At 63.4% G+C, this 16685-nt stretch carries 15 protein-coding genes and 1 tRNA gene; 10 read left to right on the plus strand and 6 right to left on the minus strand.

The genetic code is table 11. The features are described from left to right. Positions 1 to 35: 35 nt before the first annotated feature. The gene (locus RAD10_RS23575) at positions 36 to 1250 is read left to right on the plus strand and encodes an ABC transporter substrate-binding protein (protein ID WP_461619420.1); all 1215 of its coding nucleotides are present in this window, start codon (positions 36 to 38) and stop codon (positions 1248 to 1250) included. Between the two features lie 70 nt (positions 1251 to 1320). Here RAD10_RS23575 and RAD10_RS23580 read toward each other — a convergent pair whose 3' ends face one another. After that, positions 1321 to 2286, minus strand: coding sequence for a TAXI family TRAP transporter solute-binding subunit (locus tag RAD10_RS23580; protein WP_461619421.1), 966 nt, complete (start codon positions 2284 to 2286; stop codon positions 1321 to 1323). 106 nt (positions 2287 to 2392) lie between these two features. Between RAD10_RS23580 and RAD10_RS23585 the strand changes: the two genes are divergently transcribed. The 4 genes from RAD10_RS23585 (at position 2393) to RAD10_RS23600 (ending at position 5499) form a co-directional block, all read left to right on the plus strand. Next, positions 2393 to 3367 (plus strand): Bug family tripartite tricarboxylate transporter substrate binding protein, encoded by a 975-nt coding sequence (locus RAD10_RS23585; RefSeq protein WP_461619422.1) that lies wholly within the window; start codon positions 2393 to 2395, stop codon positions 3365 to 3367. A 360-nt stretch (positions 3368 to 3727) separates the two neighbouring features. Beyond that, a tRNA-Ile gene (locus tag RAD10_RS23590) sits at positions 3728 to 3803 on the plus strand. 516 nt (positions 3804 to 4319) lie between these two features. Next, on the plus strand, positions 4320 to 4778 hold the full coding sequence (locus tag RAD10_RS23595) for a hypothetical protein (protein WP_461619423.1): 459 nt from the start codon (positions 4320 to 4322) through the stop codon (positions 4776 to 4778). Positions 4779 to 5229: 451 nt separating this feature from the next. Beyond that, positions 5230 to 5499, plus strand: a complete 270-nt coding sequence (locus RAD10_RS23600) for a hypothetical protein (RefSeq protein WP_461619424.1) — start codon at positions 5230 to 5232, stop codon at positions 5497 to 5499. On the opposite strand, the gene RAD10_RS23605 is transcribed toward RAD10_RS23600, so the two are convergent. From RAD10_RS23605 to RAD10_RS23620, 4 genes are all read right to left on the minus strand, one after another. Continuing rightward, a complete protein-coding gene (locus RAD10_RS23605) occupies positions 5438 to 5821 on the minus strand; it encodes a hypothetical protein (RefSeq protein ID WP_461619425.1) in 384 nt (127 codons plus the stop codon). The genes RAD10_RS23600 and RAD10_RS23605 overlap by 62 nt on opposite strands. Beyond that, on the minus strand, positions 5818 to 6759 hold the full coding sequence (gene ku / locus RAD10_RS23610; RefSeq protein WP_461619426.1) for a non-homologous end joining protein Ku: 942 nt from the start codon (positions 6757 to 6759) through the stop codon (positions 5818 to 5820). Before ku ends, RAD10_RS23605 begins: the two co-directional genes overlap by 4 nt. A gap of 228 nt (positions 6760 to 6987) precedes the next feature. Then, on the minus strand, positions 6988 to 10098 hold the full coding sequence (locus tag RAD10_RS23615; RefSeq protein WP_461619427.1) for an efflux RND transporter permease subunit: 3111 nt from the start codon (positions 10096 to 10098) through the stop codon (positions 6988 to 6990). Next, positions 10095 to 11201 (minus strand): efflux RND transporter periplasmic adaptor subunit, encoded by a 1107-nt coding sequence (locus tag RAD10_RS23620; protein WP_461619428.1) that lies wholly within the window; start codon positions 11199 to 11201, stop codon positions 10095 to 10097. Before RAD10_RS23620 ends, RAD10_RS23615 begins: the two co-directional genes overlap by 4 nt. A 201-nt stretch (positions 11202 to 11402) precedes the next feature. On the opposite strand from RAD10_RS23620, the gene RAD10_RS23625 reads away from it, so the two are divergent. The 3 genes from RAD10_RS23625 (at position 11403) to RAD10_RS23635 (ending at position 13329) form a co-directional block, all read left to right on the plus strand. Beyond that, on the plus strand, positions 11403 to 11981 hold the full coding sequence (locus RAD10_RS23625; protein WP_461619429.1) for a TetR/AcrR family transcriptional regulator: 579 nt from the start codon (positions 11403 to 11405) through the stop codon (positions 11979 to 11981). 32 nt (positions 11982 to 12013) lie between these two features. Then, positions 12014 to 12865 carry an alpha/beta fold hydrolase gene (locus RAD10_RS23630; protein WP_461619430.1) on the plus strand — a complete coding sequence of 284 codons (852 nt, stop codon included), beginning with the start codon at positions 12014 to 12016 and terminating at the stop codon, positions 12863 to 12865. Positions 12866 to 12960: 95 nt separating this feature from the next. Then, positions 12961 to 13329: a rhodanese-like domain-containing protein gene (locus RAD10_RS23635; RefSeq protein WP_461619431.1), complete on the plus strand. Its 369-nt coding sequence runs from the start codon at positions 12961 to 12963 to the stop codon at positions 13327 to 13329. Positions 13330 to 13394: 65 nt separating this feature from the next. Here RAD10_RS23635 and RAD10_RS23640 read toward each other — a convergent pair whose 3' ends face one another. Then, positions 13395 to 14357, minus strand: coding sequence for a helix-turn-helix domain-containing protein (locus tag RAD10_RS23640; protein ID WP_461619432.1), 963 nt, complete (start codon positions 14355 to 14357; stop codon positions 13395 to 13397). A 241-nt stretch (positions 14358 to 14598) separates the two neighbouring features. On the opposite strand from RAD10_RS23640, the gene RAD10_RS23645 reads away from it, so the two are divergent. Next, positions 14599 to 15570 (plus strand): ABC transporter permease, encoded by a 972-nt coding sequence (locus RAD10_RS23645; RefSeq protein ID WP_461619433.1) that lies wholly within the window; start codon positions 14599 to 14601, stop codon positions 15568 to 15570. A 39-nt stretch (positions 15571 to 15609) separates the two neighbouring features. Next, on the plus strand, positions 15610 to 16626 hold the full coding sequence (locus RAD10_RS23650; protein ID WP_461619434.1) for a sugar ABC transporter substrate-binding protein: 1017 nt from the start codon (positions 15610 to 15612) through the stop codon (positions 16624 to 16626). Positions 16627 to 16685: the final 59 nt, after the last annotated feature.

Consider the following 16685-nt stretch of genomic DNA (forward strand, 5'->3'; position numbering starts at 1 on the left):
CACCGGCCAACGTGCCGGATCAGGGGAGGACAAGCGTGAATCCAATCAGATTTGGACTGCCGGTCGCGGCCGCCTTGACGGCGGCGCTGCTGTCTGGTGCGGCATCGGCGCAGGTTTCCGACAACCTCGTTAAGATCGGCGTGCTCACCGACATGAACGGCCCGGCCTCCGCGCCGACCGGCCAGGGCTCGGTGACGGCGGCGCAGATGGCGATCGACGATTTCGGCGGCACCGTGCTCGGCAAGCCGATCAGCATCGTGATCGGCGACCACCAGCTCAAGGCCGATATCGGCGGCACCATCGCGCGGCGCTGGTACGACGTGGACCAGGTCGATCTGATCGTCGACGTGCCGGTCTCCGCGGTCGGGCTCGCGGTGCAGAACGTCGCCAACGAGAAGAAGCGGCTGTTCATCACCCACTCCACCGGTACCGCCGATTTCCACGGCAAGTTCTGCTCGCCTTATGCGATCCAGTGGGTGTTCGACACCCGCGCGCTCGCGGTCGGCACCGCGGACGCCGTGGTCAAGCGCGGCGGCGACAGCTGGTTCTTCATCACCGACGATTATGCCTTCGGCCATTCGCTCGAGCGCGACGCGTCCGCGGTCGTCACCGCCAATGGCGGCAAGGTGCTGGGCTCGGTGCGGCCGCCGCTGGCAACACCTGATCTCTCCTCCTTCGTGCTGCAGGCGCAGGCCTCCAAGGCCAAGATCATCGGCATCGCGGCCGGCCCGCCCAACAACATGAACGAGATCAAGACCGGCTCGGAGTTCGGCGTGTTCAAGGGCGGCCAGCAGATGGCGGCGCTGCTGGCGCTGATCACCGACATCCACGGCCTCGGCCTGCAGGCGGCGCAAGGTCTGCTGCTGACCACGTCGTTCTATTGGGACATGGATGACAAGACCCGCGAATGGTCGAAGCGCTATTTCGCCAAGATGAACAAGATGCCGTCGATGTGGCAGGCCGGCGTCTATTCATCCGTGATGCACTATCTCAACGCCATCAAGGAAGCCGGCACCGACGATCCGCTCAAGGTCGCCGCCAAGATGCGCGAGAAGCCGATCGAGGATTTCTTCGCCCGCAACGGCAAGCTGCGGGAGGACAATCTGATGGTGCACGATCTCTGGCTGGTGCAGGTGAAGACGCCGGAGGAGAGCAAATATCCGTGGGACTATTACAAGATCCTCACGACCATCTCGGGCGACAAGGCGTTCGGTCCGCCGGACCAGGCGTGTGCGATGGTGAAGAAGTGAGTTTGGCGAGTGGCGAATAGGGAGTGGCGAATGGACCAACTCCATTCGCTACTCACCACTCGCCATTCGCTTATTTCACCACCCCTATCTCGCGAAAGTACTTCATCACGCCGGGATGGATCAGCTCCGACCTTGGCGCCGCTGCGACCGTGTTCGACGCCGTGGTCTCGCAGGCCTGGGCGAGCTTCTTGCAGAAAGTCGCCTCATTGCCGTGCAGCGTCTTTGCCAGGCGATAGGCGACATCGTCAGGCAAGTCCTCGCGCGTGAGGACAAAACTCCAGGAGCCGAGCGAGGCGATCGGCTCGGACTGGCTCGGATAGGAGCCGGCCGGCACCGTCAGTGGCTTGAGGAAGGAATGCTTGGCGCGGATGCGCGCGATCTCCTCAGCGCTGGGCGCGATGAAGCGCGCGCCTGAGGCGCTCGATGCGACCGCGGCAAAGCCGGGCCAGCCGATGCCGGCGCCCCAGAGCGCGGCGACGCGGCCGTCCTCGACCATCGCGGGGCCGTCGCCGGCGCGGTCAAGATAGATGGCCTTGAAGTCCTCATCCTGCTTCAGGCCGAGCCCATCGAGCACATAGCGCGCCAGGATCGGCAGGCCCGAGCCCTTGGCGCCGAACGCGACGGGCTGGCCAACGAGATCGCGGATCGTCCTGTAGGGACTGTCCGCGCGCACCACGAACATGCCGGGGTTGGAATAAATCGCCGTGAGAATCTTCAGCCGGACCGGCGCGCGGCCGATGCCGGCGAAGGCCTCATAGGCTGGCTCGCCCGCGACCAGCGCGAGGTCGAGCTCGCCCTTCTCCAAGAGCGGAATGTTCTCGTTGCTGCCCTTGGTGTTGCGGGGCGCGATGGAGATTTGCGGATCGGCCGCGTTCATCACCTCGGCAAAAGCGTTGCCATAAAGCGGAAAGCCGCCGCCGGGCGTCGCCGTGCCCAAGCTGATCGTCGTGGTCGGAATGGCCGTGCCTCCGGTTTGAGCAGCAACGGGGCTTGCGAGCAGCGCCGCGCCGAGAAGGGTGAGGATCGCAAATCTCATGGTCGTCCCTGACAGACCTGCGTCAACACCGACTTGCGGCGATGTAGGCAGGGAGCGGATTTTGTGAAAGCATGTCGCCAACGACAATAGAACAATGGGAGGCGTCATGTTGCGAATTTTGCGTAACGGTTTTTTCGGGCTCACAGTCCTTTTAGGTCTTTTCAGCGCAACGCCTCCCGCCTCCGCCGCCTATCCCGACCGCCCCGTGCACTGGCTGATTGGATTTGCCGCCGGCGGCCCGGTCGACATCGTGGCGCGGATCATGGCGCAGTGGCTGTCGGACCGTCTCGGCCAGCAATTCATCGTCGAGAACCGCACGGGGTCCGGCGGCAACATCGCTGCCGCCGCCGCGATCAACTCGCCGCCCGACGGCTACACGCTGCTGTTCGTCGCGCCCAACAACGCGATCTCCACATCGCTCTACAAGAAGCTGCCGTTCGACTTTTTGCGCGACACCACCCCAGTGGCCAGCATCATGCAGCTCACCAACATGCTGGTCGTCTCCAACGCATTCCCCGCGAAGACGGTTCAGGAGTTCGTCGATTACTGCAAGGCCAATCCCGGCAAGATCTCCTTTGCCTCGTCCGGCAACGGCACCTCGGTGCACATGTCGGCGGAGCTGTTCAAGGTGATGACGAAGTGCGACATGGTGCACGTGCCCTATCGCGGCTCCGCGATCGCCTTCCCCGACATCATCTCCAACAAGGTGCAGCTGATCTTCGACAACCTGCCCTCCGCGCTGGAGCAGGCCAAGGGCGGCAATGTCCGCGCGCTCGGCGTGACCTCGCCGCAGCGCTGGCCGAGCGTGCCCGACGTGCCCGCGATCGCCGAGACCGTGCCCGGCTTCGAATCGGTCGGCTTCTACGGCATCTCCGCACCGAAGGGCACGCCGCCCGAAGTGATCGAGACCCTCAACAAGGCCGTCGGCGAAGCGTTGAAGGACCCGAAGCTGGTGGCGCGCCTCGCGGAGACCGGCGGCATCCCCAAGCCGATGACATCAGCCGAGTTCGGCAAGCTGGTCACTGATGAGACCGAGAAGTGGCGCAAGGTGGTGGAGTTCGCGGGGGTGTCGGTGGACTAGCAGTCAGGGCTGCCGCCGGACCATCGCTTGCCCGGCAAGACGTTTGAGGGGAGCCGTCAGCCCCCTCAACATAAAAATCGCGAAAACAACCCCATGCACAGTAGAAGAAGTCAGGAATCACAATAGGTTAGGAAAGCGCAAAGAGAGCCTCGGCCGGCTTATCGCAAGACGGGAATTGACTCGTCGGGCAACACACCGGCAGAATACGACTATTCCGAATTCAATAATCCCCCGACGCACTACGTGCCGCGTAGGCGCGCGTTCCATCTCGATCAGGCCAGCATTGCACCCCCGCCGCCATCCCTGTAAACGAACCGCGCACCGTTGCCGGCCGCGACCAAAGCGCGCCGTCTCGCGGCGGGGCCTGTAGCTCAATGGTTAGAGCCGGCCGCTCATAACGGTCTGGTTGCAGGTTCGAGTCCTGCCGGGCCCACCAGCGAATCAATGGCTGTGCGGACACCGAAAAAGTGACTCGATTCCCGAATATAACTGACTCGATTACCACCTTTAAGAGTGACTCGATTTCGTAGATTGCTGACGCGCCTCAACAATTTGGCCTGGACTTTTTCCATCTCGACTGTGATCGCGAAAGACCCAAGGGGGGTCGTTTCGAGGCAGCGACCATTTTGCGATTCCAAATTGCCCTCCCCCACCGTACGTTCCACAGCCTGTCACTGTGGGCTCGTTAAGCGGGGTTCAGTTGCGCCGAGTTCTGTTTACCGGGGATGAGCGAGAGATCGGCGGCTGCATTCACTGCGGGGGCCCAGCCGATACTCTTGATCACGTGCCTTCCAAATTGTTCTTAGATGAGCCGCTGCCGGCCAATATTGACGGCTGCGCAGCGTGCCGCCCCTGCAACAACTCGCTCGGACAGGACGAGGAATACGTAACCTGCATACTGGAATGCGCAGCGACCGGATATGCGGATCCGGAACTGGTCGAGCGGCGCAAGGTGGCGAACATCCTCAAAAATAGCCCAGCTCTAGTCCAGCGATTGAAGCGAGCCAGAGCTGAGACCGCAGCAGGCATTGTCTGGGCCGTTGAGGAAGATAGGGTGAAGCAGGTGCTCGTGAAGCTGGCTCGCGGCCACGCAACGTTCGAGCTCAACACGCCGAGGCTCAAAGAGCCGAATGTTTATTGGGCCCGTCCCCTTGTGACCCTATCTGCTGGAGACCGCGCATATTTCGAGGGGACTACAACGGGGTCCACAGGGCTCTGGCCGGAGGTGGGTTCACGGATGCTCACAAGGCTTGTTGAGCCTGAGCCAAGTGTGTTTCACGACGGCTGGATTATTGTTCAGGAGAACCGATATCGATACCGTCCCTGCTGGGACGACGGGGTTCGCATCTTCATAGAGCTGAGAGGGTATCTCGCCTGCGAGGTGGGCTGGACTGACGACGTGCGGGAGTAGAAACCAATGGCCATGCCCTACGGCAAAATCGATCTCGAAAGCGAGGCGCCCGCGCATCGCGGGGAGACAATGCTGATAGTCGCTTTCGGCAAGGGACCCGTAATGTAGCACAGAAAGACGTGCCCCTCGAATTTGGTTATATGCACCGATTTGCCCTTTTACGCAGGGCAGCACTCACTAATCCTAATCAGAAGAGCTCTGAAAGGGATTACGGTGACAGTGCACTTAATCGCGACTCTACATTGGCGATCTGCACCAACTGATTGCGCTGACACCGTGATCCTGCGCATCGTCGTCCCGGTTTTAAAGAACGTTCTGTACTTCTGTTCTCCACAGGCTTCCGGAACAGGGGGACAAAACCCAGCCCTGCCGTTGGTGAATCCCTGCCCCGTGCTAACGCCCGGAACGATTTGGCGGTGGCACGGATTCGTCCCGCAGGAGCGATCTCGAAATGCTGATGACGAGGGAAAGACGGCCGGCGATCCGCACCTTACGGGGATGGGCCATCCACGTGCTGCAGGAGTCCCGCGCCATCTGCGAATGCGAGGAGCATGGCTGGGCCATTGATCGTGCCGACCCGCACGCTCGGAAACGGGCGGTCGCGCTTGCGCGGCGGGATCCACCGGACGGTGTCTCCGCGGATCAGGCCGTCGCGGAGATCAACGATGTCCTCGATTCGATCGGCGATTCATGTCCGGAGTGCCCTGACGAGGGCTTTTGACGCCTGCCGCAAGGACCTTCGCGTACCATGCGGCATAAGGCGTGTTCCTGGCCATGTGGCGACTGAAGTCGGGCGCGCCGTCCTTCCACCAGACCGGTCCCCGCTCCCCCAGCGCGCGCTTGACCTCGTCCACCTCGCGATGCGCGGCTGCCTCCAGGTCGAGGTCTTTATCGGCCTTGGCGTCGCGGACCGCGCGCCTTACCGCCATCAGCCGCTTCACCAGCGCTGCGCGCTCATCGTCTGCGAGATCAGGGTTAGCCATTCTCCAAAGGCGACCGCGGACGACGAAGGTGCGTCCGTCCGGGGTCACCGGATGCTTCATGCAGATTTGCGCCGCGCCCCTGCCGCCGGCTTCTTTGCAGACGTCTCCTTGGCGGCCGCCTTCTTGCCCGCGATCGGCATCAGCATCTCCTTCTGGCCGGCCGCCGCCTTCCTCGGCTTCTTCGCCGGCTTGTCTGCCTTCGCAGGCGCGGCCTCCTTCCTGGCCTCCTTGCCGACGCTGCGCCGCAGCGCCTCCATGAGGTCGACGACGTTCTCGCCTTTCGGCCGCTCCTTCGGCCGGATGACCTTGCCGGCGCGCTTTTCGTTGATCAGCTCGATCAGCGCGGTCTCATAATGGTCCTCGAACTTCTCGGGCTCGAAGCGTCCGGCCTTCTGGTTGACGATGTGCCTGGCGAGATCGAGCATGTCCTTGGTGACTTTCACGTCCTGGATGTCGTCGAAATATTCCTGCTCGCTGCGCACCTCGTAGGGGTAGCGCAAGAGGGTGCCGACGAGGCCCTTGTCCATCGGCTCCAGCGCGATAATGTGCTCGCGGTTGGTCAGCACCACGCGCCCGATCGCAACCTTGTTCATCTCGCGGATGGTCTCGCGGATCACCGCGAAGGCGTCGTGGCCGACCTTGCCGTCGGGCCGGATGTAGTAGGGGCGAATCAAATAGCGCGGGTCGATGTCCGACCTGTCGACGAACTCGTCGATCTCGATGGTGCGCGTGGACTCTAGCGCGATCTCCTCGAGCTCCTCTTTCGAGACCTCGATGTACTGTCCCTTTTCGAGCTCGTAGCCCTTGACGATGTCCTCGTTCGGCACCTCGTCGCCGGTATCCGCGTCCACCTTCAGATATTTGACGCGGTGGCCGGTCTGCCGGTTGAGCTGGTTGAACGAGATCTTCTCGCTCTCGGATGTGGCCGGAAAGAGCGCCACGGGACAGGTGACGAGGGACAGTCTCAGGAAGCCTTTCCAATTGGCGCGCGGGGCCATTACGCAGAACTCCGGTTCGAAGCGGCTTGGATTCAAGACGAACGGCCGGGCTGGGTTCCGACATGGCATGGAGCAGAAAACACAGAATATCCGTGGGCCGGCCGCATCCGGTCTCGACGGGACCAGTTTGGGCCGAAAACGACATGAATTGCTTGTTTTCCCGGTGCTTCGTGGACCTGTATCGTGGCAAACCCGTCCTCGGGCTCTACAGTGCGGCTGCAGGTCGCCCTACTCCGCAGCCATTGCCGTTCGCACCTCGGGTTTGTCCGTCGCGCTCTCATGGCTCTCATCCGCAGTCGGCTTGATGCGGAACCACGCGGCATAGAGCGCGGGCAGAAAGAGCAGGATCAACACCGTGCCGACTGCCGTGCCGCCGATCAAGGTATAGGCCATCGATCCCCAGAAGACGGAGTGTGTGAGGGGGATGAACGCCAGCACGGCGGCAAGCGCGGTCAGGATCACGGGCCTCGTACGTTGCACCGTGGCTTCGATGACGGCGTGGTAGTCGTCGAGGCCCGCCGCGCGGTTCTCCTTGATCTGTTCGGTCAGGATCAGGGTATTGCGCATCAGGATCCCGGCCAGTCCGATCAGTCCCAGGATCGCGTTGAATCCGAACGGCTGGTTGAAGATCAGCAACGCCGGCACGACGCCGACGAGACCAAGCGGTGCGGTCAGCATGACGAGGGCCATCATCGAGAATGATCTGACCTGAAGCATGATGACGATCAGCGTTGCGGCGATCATGGCGGGAAAGATGGTCGCCAGCGCGTCATTGGCCTTCGTCGCCTCCTCGATCGAGCCGCCGGTCTCGATGCGATAGCCGGCCGGAAGCGATGCGATCAGCGGCTGAAGCGCTCTCACGATGTCCTTGGAGACCTCGGGAGGCTGGGTCGCCTCATTGATGTCCGAACGAATCGTGATGACCGGGGTGCGATCGCGGCGCTTCAGGATCGGCTCTTCGAGCTGGACTTCCGAATGGCCGATCTGATCGAGCGGAATCAGACGGCCGTCCCGGCTCGTCAGTGAGAAGTCGGCCAACCGTGTCGGATCCAGCCGCTCGCCGCCGGCGCTGCGCGCAACGATCGGGACATTGCGAATGTCCTCGCGGACCTGCGTGACGGCGATGCCGGTCAGAAGGAACTGGAGCTGCCGCCCGACTTCCGCCGGCGAGAGGCCGATGAGGTTCAGCCGATCCTGATCTGGAATGAAGCGGAGCACGGGTGTGCGATTGCCCCAATCGCGATTGGCTTGTCGCACGTCGGGAACGCCACGCATGACCTCGACGGCTTTTTCAGAGAGCGCGTACAGTTTCGCGGGATCGGGACCCATCACCCGAAACTCCACCGGGAACGGCGTGTAAGGTCCGAAGACGAGCTGGGTGACCCGCACGCGCGCTTCTCGGGCAAGACCGTGTGATACCGCCTCCCGGAGCCGCTGCTTCAAAGCCTCGCGCGCCTCGGCGTCAGGCGTCAGCACGACGAGCTTGGCAAAGGCCGGATCGGGGAGCTCCGGCGCCATCGCGAAGAAGAAGCGGGGCGCGCCCTGACCGACATAGCTGGTGACGATCTTCGCCTCGGGCTGATCATGCAGCCAGCGTTCGAGCTTCTCGACGGCGGCGGTCGTCGTCTCGATGCTGGTGCCTTCCGGCAGGCGAACCTCGACGAGAACCTCGGGGCGATCCGACGTCGGGAAAAACTGCTGCTTGACCGCGCCCATGCCGAGGCCGGACAGCGCGAAAGCGATCACGACGAAGCTGCAGGTCAGGAATTTGTGGCGCACGGCGAAGGTGATGAGCCCCCGCAAACGCCGGTAGTTCGGCGTGTCGTAGATCGCGTGGTGGCCGCCTTCGACGGGCTCGATCGCGGGCAGCATCTTGACGCCAAGATAGGGCGTGAAGATCACCGCAACGATCCAGGAGACGATGAGAGCGAACCCGACGACCCAGAAGATGTTGCCGGCATATTCGCCGGCCGTCGAGCGCGCGAACCCCACCGGCAGGAATCCCGCGATCGTCACCAGCGTGCCCGAGAGCATCGGCGCCGCGGTGTGGCTCCATGCGTAGGCCGCCGCACTGAGGCGGTCCATGCCCTCTTCCATTTTCACCACCATCACCTCGATGGCGATGATGGCGTCGTCCACGAGGAGGCCAAGCGCGAGGATGAGGGCGCCGAGCGTGATGCGGTCGAAGAACCGGCCCGTCTCGAGCATGATGAGGAACACGACGGCCAACGTCAGCGGGACTGCGGCGGCCACGACGATTCCCACGCGCCAGCCGAGGCTGAGCAGGCTGACCAGCAGCACCACCGCGAGCGCCATTGCGAATTTGATCATGAACTCGTCGACCGCGGAGGTGATGTTCACGGCCTGATCGGTCACCTTGTCGAGCGTCATCCCGAGCGGCAGCGTCCGCGCCATGGCCGCGGACCTCTCTTCCAACGCCTTGCCGAGCGCCAGACCGTTCCAGCCCTCCTGCATCACCGCCGCGAGCATGATCGTGGGCTCGCCCTGGTGCCGGATGATGTAGGTGGGAGGATCCTCGTAGCCGCGACGGACTTCGGCGATGTCGGACAGCTTCAAGGTTCGTCCCGCCGCAACGATCGGCGTGTCGGCGATCGCCTGCACGCTGTCATAACCGCCGTCGACCCGGATGAAGACCTGCGGCCCGCTTGTGTCGATCGAACCTGCCGGGGTCACCGTATTCTGCCGCTGCAAGGCGGCAACGATATCCTGTGCCGACACGCCGAGCGTTGCCAGCTTGGGATAGGAAAACTCCACGAAGATCTGCTCGGGACGTTCGCCGAAGATATTGATCTTCTTGACGCCGGGCACGTGCAGCAGGTCCTGGCGGATCACCTCCGCCTTCCTGGCGAGCTCACGCATCGGCATGCCCTTCGCCTTGAGGGCATAGAGTGCGAAGCTCACGTCCGAATATTCGTCGTTGATGAAGGGGCCGAGCACGCCAGTCGGCAGCTTGCGCGCTTCATCTCCGAGCTTCTTGCGCGCCTGATAAAACTCTTCCTGCACGCTCGATGGTGGCGTGCTGTCCTTCAGCGTCACCGTCATGTAGGCATAACCCGGCCGCGTCGTCGTCTCCACCCGGTCGTACCAGGTCAGCTCCTGAATCCGCTTCTCCAGGGGTTCGGCGACCTGGTCCTGCATCTCGCGTGCCGTCGCACCGGGCCATACCGTCGTGACCGTCAGGGTCTTGATGGTGAAGGACGGATCCTCGGCCCGTCCGAGCATGAAGAAGGCGTAGGCGCCTGCGGCCGCCAGCAGGATGATGAAGAACAGGCTCACGGCCCGCTCGCGAACGGCGACCGCGGAAAGATTGAAGCTCATGATTTGCTCCCGCCGTCGGTGGCCGTCCTGACGCGAGCGCCCTCGTGCAGGAGGTGAGCGCCGAGGGACACAATCGGATCACTGGAGCTCGATCCAGAGATGACGGCCGCTTCGCTGGTGACACGCAGAAGCTTGATCGGGCGAAAGTGTACGGTCGAGCTGGCGCTGTCGAACACCCAGACGCCGGTGGTCCTGCCATCATCGAGCACGGCGCCCAGCGGCACCTGGACTTCCGACTGACTGTCCTGGCTTGCGAGCCGAATGGTGACTGTCGCGCCAAGCGGTGCTGCTGCCGCCTCGCCGCCGAGCACGTAGCGGGCCTCGTAAGTCCGGGTCTGCGCGTCGGCAGAGTTCGACAATTGGCGCAGATGCGCCGCGTAACGGCGTCCATCGCTGCCATACAGGCTGGCCTCGGCGAGCGAGCCGATCGCCGGTCGGATCGTTTCGGGAAGCGCCACCACGGCTTCGCGAGGCCCGGACTGCGCAAGCCGAACGACCGTCTGGCCGGCCGAGACCACCTGGCCGGGCTCGCCAAGCGTCTGCGTGACCGTGCCGTCCGCGTCTGCCACCAGGATGGAATAGGTTGCCTGGTTCTCGGCGACCCCTGCCTCGGCTTCGGCCGCGGCGAGCTGCGCCTTGGCTGTGTCCGAGGCGGCCTTCGCCTGCTCGTAGCGCTGTTTGGACGTCCATCCGTCGTTGACCAGGTTGGCATATCGACGCTCATCCGCATCCGTCTGCACGACGACTGCGCGCGCTGCGGCCACGGCGTTGCGCTTCGCCGCAAACGCAAGGCGAAGGTCGGTCTCGTCGATCCGCATCAGCGGCTGCCCGGCCTTGACCTGCTCACCGACATTCACCAACCGCTCGACGATCTTGCCGGCGACGCGAAAGCCGAGATTGCTCTCCACCCGCGCGCCGATGGTGCCCGTGAACCCGCGGTCGGATCCGCTCACCCGCGTGGCCGTCGCCAGGCTGACCATCGGCGGCTCCTGTCTCGGGTCGCTCACGGCAGAGGCTCTTGGGGCGAAAATGCCAAGACTGACGAACGTCGCCACCCCCGCCGGGATCATAATACCGGCCAACACGGCAATTCCCCTCTTCATGACGGTCTCCTCTGGAATTTAGATTTCGTTCGAACTCTATATTGACTTAGCGCTCGATCGCAATCTAAATTTGCGTCCTGACGGGAACGTGATCGCGAGAAGCCTCCGCTCATCCGAGAGGCAGCAGCCGCGACTTGATAGATGTCGATCGACATCTATATTGAACATAGATTTCGACTGAATTCCAAATGGAGGAGCACGATGCGCGTCAGTCGCGTTCAAGCCGCGGAGAACCGCCAAACCGTGATCAATGTGGCAAGTCGCCTCTTCAGGGAGCGCGGCTTTGACGGCATTGGCCTCAAGGATCTGATGGAAGGGGCCGGGCTCACCCAGGGCGCCTTCTACAAGCAGTTCGCGTCCAAGGAGGACTTGGCGGTCGAGGCCTCCAAGCGAGCGTTGGAGAGCGCTTCCGGCCGATGGTCGGACGCGGCCGCACGCAATCCTGACGATCCGCTCAGCGCGGTGATCGGATTCTATCTCAGTGCAGATCATCGCGAAGAGAGAATGGACGGCTGTCCGATCGTGGCCCTCGGCTCGGATGCCGCCCGGCAGGGTCCCGACGTCAAGGCCGAGTTCGAAGCGGGCATCAAGGCCCATCTCGACGTGCTCGGCCGCTTCATCGCCAAGGACGACGGCAAGGGGTCGAGAGACAAGGCCATGGCCATTCTCGCGACGATGGTGGGCGCCGTGACGCTGGCGCGCGCGGTCAACGACACCGACCTCGCACGGGCCCTTCTGGATGCCTCAGCCGCGCTGGTCCGTGAAGCCGCCGCCGCTTGAACGACCGCCCCCTCGAAACACGGAGAGACCGGATGCTTGACGTGAGCGAAGCCGGGCCGAGTTTGCTCAAATTATCGGAGACGCTCAGTGTGCGTTTTCACAAGACCGGCAGCGGGCCTCCGCTGCTCCTCCTCCATACGATCCGGACGCAGCTCGAGTATTTTCGCAGCCTTGCGCCTCTCCTCGCCCGGTCGCACACGGTGTACGCCATCGATCTGCCCGGCCACGGACACTCGCCGATCGATCCGGACGCAAGCTTCAACGAGCCCTATTTCAGGCAGGCGGTCATCCGCTTCATCGAGGCGCTGGACCTCTCGGATGTAACGCTCGTCGGCGAGTCGATCGGGGGCGCATTGGCCCTCACGGTGGCGGCCTCTCTCCCACACCGGGTGAAGCGGGTCTATGCAATCAACCCCTACGACTACGAAACCCGCTACGGGGACGGAATTCGACGTGGCAACTGGCTCGCGAACTTCATTATCGGAAGTCTGCAGATCCCGGTGCTCGGCGCGATCAACGCGTCGCTCGAAAACAAGATCGTTCTCGGCAAGATCATGGGCGGCGGGTATCACGACCCGCGCAAGCTGCCGGCCGATCTGCTCGCCGAGTTCGACAAGGTGGCCCATCGCCCGGGCTACAAGCGGGCCGCACGCAAGGTGCTGGCGGGATGGCGATCCTGGAGCACGGCCCGCGACTACTATCGGCAGATTTCGGCGCCGGTGACGCTCATCTATGGCGACAGCGATTGGTCTCGGCCCGACGAGCGCGAGCGCACACGGTCTCTCATTCCCAACGCGCAGCCGGTGACGCTCAAGAATACCGGCCACTTCTCGGCTGTCGAAAACCCGTCGGAGCTGGCTCGCGCGATATTGGGCGCGGAATGAGCGCATGATCAAACAGAGCATGCTCCTCCAACAGAGGGAGGCGAAGCGCGGCCAATGTGCTATCCTCCCCGCGAGGCCACCAACGGAGACAACCCATGCCCACCAGCGTCAAGCAAATGCTCGAAGCCGCCAACGCGGCGGTGCCCAAGATCACGTCGGAACAGGCCACTGACATGATCAAGAGCGGCAACACGCTGGTCGTCGACGTTCGCGACGCGCCGGAGGTTGCGGCCAGCGGCAAGATCGCGGGGGCCGTGCATGTCTCGCGCGGGATGCTGGAGTTTCGCGCGGACCCGGAGTCGCCCTATCACGACAAGGCGTTCGACAAGAGCAAGACCGTCATTCTCTACTGCGCGTCCGGCGGCCGATCGGCGCTGGCGGGCAAGCTGCTGAAGGATATGGGCTACGAGAAGGTCTATAACGTCGGCGGCTTCAAGGACTGGTCGGGGGCGGTGGAGAAATAGGACGCGCGGGCTGGCCGCCTGCCGGGCCTGGTTGCCGCCGAACGTCATCACCGGCGCGCCCCGCCCTAATCGATCGACGTCATCTGCCGCCGGCGCAGCTCGGACGGGCTGTGGCCGAACTTCCGGCGAAAGACGGTGCTGAAATGCGATGAGCTGCTGAAGCCCAGCCGATAGGCGATCTCGGTCACCGACAGCGCGCGCAGCTCCGGGCGCATCAGCGCGTCGTGGCAACGTTGCAGGCGACGGTTGAGGATCCATTCGGACACCGACATCTCGGTCGATCGAAACAGGTAGTGCAGATGGCGGAGCGAGACGCCGTTGCTCCTGGCAATCTTCTCCAGCGGCAGATCCGGATCGGTCAGGTGCTCCTCGATCCAGGCCTTGACCGAGCGCAGGCGCGCGTTTCGGGCCGTCGCGTCCTCCGAGAACTCGTCCTTGTCGCCCATGTCGAGCGCAAGCGCCAGAACGTCCATCAGCTCGTGACCGAGCCGGGTTCGCGCCGTCTCCTCCAGGCTTGACGCCTCCGAGGCGAGCAGCGCGCAGAATTCGGCGGCGATCCGCCCCAAGCCCCGTCCCGTCGCGATCGTCGCCGCCGACGGCATCTTTCCTTCGGCGAAGCGCGACGAGAATTCCTTGCGCGGGATCTCCAGATACAACGACCGGAATCGGTCCGAGCATTCGAGATCGTAGGCGTCGGAGGCCGAAAAGATCGCGCCGGTGCCCGGGCTGGTCACCAGGGTCTGGCCGGCCTGGAGCACGTCCATGCTGCCCTGTTGCAGAAACTGGACGTAGTAACAATCCTTGTCGAGCTTTGCGATGTGCCGCTCGCGCCGCGATATCCGCTGCTCCGACAGGAAGACGTCGCTCATCGTGACCGGGCCGAATTGCGCCTCGCGGATAAAGCCCTGATAATCGGCCGGCTTCACCGCGTTCACGTCGACATGGACGTAGTGATCGCAGATTGCATCCTGCCAGGCAGCGAAGCGCTTGGCGGGATCTAGCTCCTCGGTCGTAAACACGAGATCCATCGGCGGCCCGTTACGTCGAGATATATCTGTGCAGCGCACAAAAGCTGCCGGCCGATCTTAGGTTCCTGTCAGCTTCGCGCAAGACTCTTTGCGCGCCAACGCAAAAGGTTTGCGCGTTGACGCAAGCCACCTTGAGGTCTCTCGCCTATCAAGCGCAAAACGAAATTTGGGACGAGGGGAGGCAAGCGCGCGCGGAGACGGCGATCCCGCACGCGCGATGCCGATCCGGGGATGGCAAGCGATGAAGCGCATTCGGATCAGCCAACAGGAGATCGTGTTTGCGGTCTTCGCTGCACTTTTCCTGACCTTCTCGGTCTTCCTCAGCGGCTTTCTCTCCGCCGACAACATGCTGACATTGCTGCAGAACGTGGCGGTGCTCGGCATCCTCGGCCTGGCCATGGCGATCGTCGTGATCGGCCGCGGCATCGACCTGTCGCTGATCGCGGCGCTCGCGGTCCCCGGCGGCCTCGTGCTGCAGATGGTGCAGAACGGGCATTCGCTGCCTGCCTCGCTGCTCGCGGCCGGCCTGCTGTCGATCGCGATCGGTCTCGTCAACGGCTGGCTCATCGCCTATGCTGAAGTGCCGCCCTTGTTCGCGACGCTGGCGACCGGCCTGTTCGTCGCCGGTCTCGGCCAGGCCGCCCTCTTCCAGCTCGACGTCGTGCAATGGAGCGAGGGCATGGCCGGGTTCGAGCGGCTCGGCCAGGGCAGCATCCTCGGCATTCCCACCTCGATCGTCATGTTCGCGATCGCCTGCGTCGTGGTTTTCATTCTGCTGCGCAAGACGCGCTGGGGCGCCTACATCTACGCGATCGGCGACAACCCGTTCGCCTCGCGCGTGACCGGCATCCCGTCGCGGCCCATCATCGTGCTGCAATATGTCCTCGCGGCGCTGATCGGCTGCTTTGCCGGCCTCGTGCTGGCGGCGTCCGTCAACTCCATGCCCACCCGGATCTTCAATTCGACGCTGATCTACGACGTCATCCTCGTCGTCGTGCTCGGCGGCATCGGCCTGTCGGGCGGGCGCGGCGGGGTCGTCAACGTCATCATCGGCACGCTCCTGATCGGAACGATGCTGAACGGAATGACGATCCTCAACATCCCCTATGCCGGCCAGAACCTCATCAAGGGCCTGGTGCTCCTGATCGCGGTGATCACGGACACGCTGCTCAATCCACGAAACGAAGAAACGGCCCAACAGGGCGACATCTGATCTGCCTGAAAAAACGCGTATCCAACAAGGAGGAAGACAATGGCCTGCGTTCATAAATTCGCGTTTGGAAGCATCGCCGCATTGGCGCTTTCAGCCAGCACCGCTCCGGCCGTCGCCCAGCAGGGCCTCGACGAGCCGTTCCAGAAGCCTTTCCGCGAAGCGCTCGCCGGCAAGACCGTCGCCTACGTGCCGGTCGCGATGAACTTCGACCTGACCGAAGGCTGGTACGCCGGCCTCAAGAAGGAGCTCGAGCCGTTCGGCGTCAAGTTCGTGATTCGTGATCCCAACTGGAATACGAACGCCGGCGCGCAAGCCGTCACCTCGCTGATCTCGGAGAAGCCGGCGGTGATGGTGATCCACAATCCCGACGTCCAGACCTACGCCAAGCTGCTGCAGCGCGCCGAGAACGAAGGCATCTACGTCATCCAGATCAACATGGGCTCGGCCTACCGCAGCTCGGCCTTCGTCGGCGCCAACTGGATCGAGATCGGCGAGCGCCAGACCGAAGGCGTGGTGAAGGCCTGCCAGGGCAAGTCCAACAAGATCGCCATCATCCAGGGCGCGCTCTCCGCGGCGGCCAGCGCCTATACGCTCAAGGGCGTCGAGAACATCCTCGCCAAGCATCCCGAGATCAAGGTCGTCTCCAGCCAGGCCGCCGATTGGGATGCCGCCAAGGCCAAGGCGATCACCCAGACGGTGCTGAAGCAAAACCCGGATCTCTGCGGCATCGTCGGCTTCTGGGACGGCATGGACATCGGCACCGCCGCCGCGATCAAGGAAGCCGGCCTGACCGGCAAGGTGTTCCTGGCGACCTCGGGCGGCGGAGAGCGCAAGGGGGCATGCGAGCTCGTCAAGAACGGCTCGTTCGATCTCAACATGAGCTACGACGTGCCGACGCAGGCCGCGCAGATGGCCGGCACGATCAAATGGCTGTTGTCGTCGGGCGCCAAGCCCGGTTCGGTCAAGGGCTCGGAATACACCACGCTGATCCCGATCACGAAAGAAAACGCCGATACCCAGACGGCGTGCTGGAATCTCTCCGATCTCAAGAAGTGATCGCACACTAAAGCTGCGCGTTCCGTCGCTCCGGGTGCGGAGCGCGCAACCTTGCTCAT

It is taken from the genome of Bradyrhizobium sp. 23AC, from assembly GCF_054863025.1.

Coding starts and splice junctions, on each gene's coding strand:
- RAD10_RS23605 (WP_461619425.1), bottom strand. CDS start 5,821: ATGAAGCATCCGGTGACCCCGGACGGACGCACCTTCGTCGTCCGCGGT.
- ku (WP_461619426.1), bottom strand. CDS start 6,759: ATGGCCCCGCGCGCCAATTGGAAAGGCTTCCTGAGACTGTCCCTCGTC.
- RAD10_RS23640 (WP_461619432.1), bottom strand. CDS start 14,357: ATGGATCTCGTGTTTACGACCGAGGAGCTAGATCCCGCCAAGCGCTTC.
- RAD10_RS23630 (WP_461619430.1), top strand. CDS start 12,014: ATGCTTGACGTGAGCGAAGCCGGGCCGAGTTTGCTCAAATTATCGGAG.
- RAD10_RS23585 (WP_461619422.1), top strand. CDS start 2,393: ATGTTGCGAATTTTGCGTAACGGTTTTTTCGGGCTCACAGTCCTTTTA.
- RAD10_RS23580 (WP_461619421.1), bottom strand. CDS start 2,286: ATGAGATTTGCGATCCTCACCCTTCTCGGCGCGGCGCTGCTCGCAAGC.
- RAD10_RS23620 (WP_461619428.1), bottom strand. CDS start 11,201: ATGAAGAGGGGAATTGCCGTGTTGGCCGGTATTATGATCCCGGCGGGG.
- RAD10_RS23635 (WP_461619431.1), top strand. CDS start 12,961: ATGCCCACCAGCGTCAAGCAAATGCTCGAAGCCGCCAACGCGGCGGTG.
- RAD10_RS23645 (WP_461619433.1), top strand. CDS start 14,599: ATGAAGCGCATTCGGATCAGCCAACAGGAGATCGTGTTTGCGGTCTTC.
- RAD10_RS23650 (WP_461619434.1), top strand. CDS start 15,610: ATGGCCTGCGTTCATAAATTCGCGTTTGGAAGCATCGCCGCATTGGCG.
- RAD10_RS23625 (WP_461619429.1), top strand. CDS start 11,403: ATGCGCGTCAGTCGCGTTCAAGCCGCGGAGAACCGCCAAACCGTGATC.
- RAD10_RS23615 (WP_461619427.1), bottom strand. CDS start 10,098: ATGAGCTTCAATCTTTCCGCGGTCGCCGTTCGCGAGCGGGCCGTGAGC.
- RAD10_RS23600 (WP_461619424.1), top strand. CDS start 5,230: ATGCTGATGACGAGGGAAAGACGGCCGGCGATCCGCACCTTACGGGGA.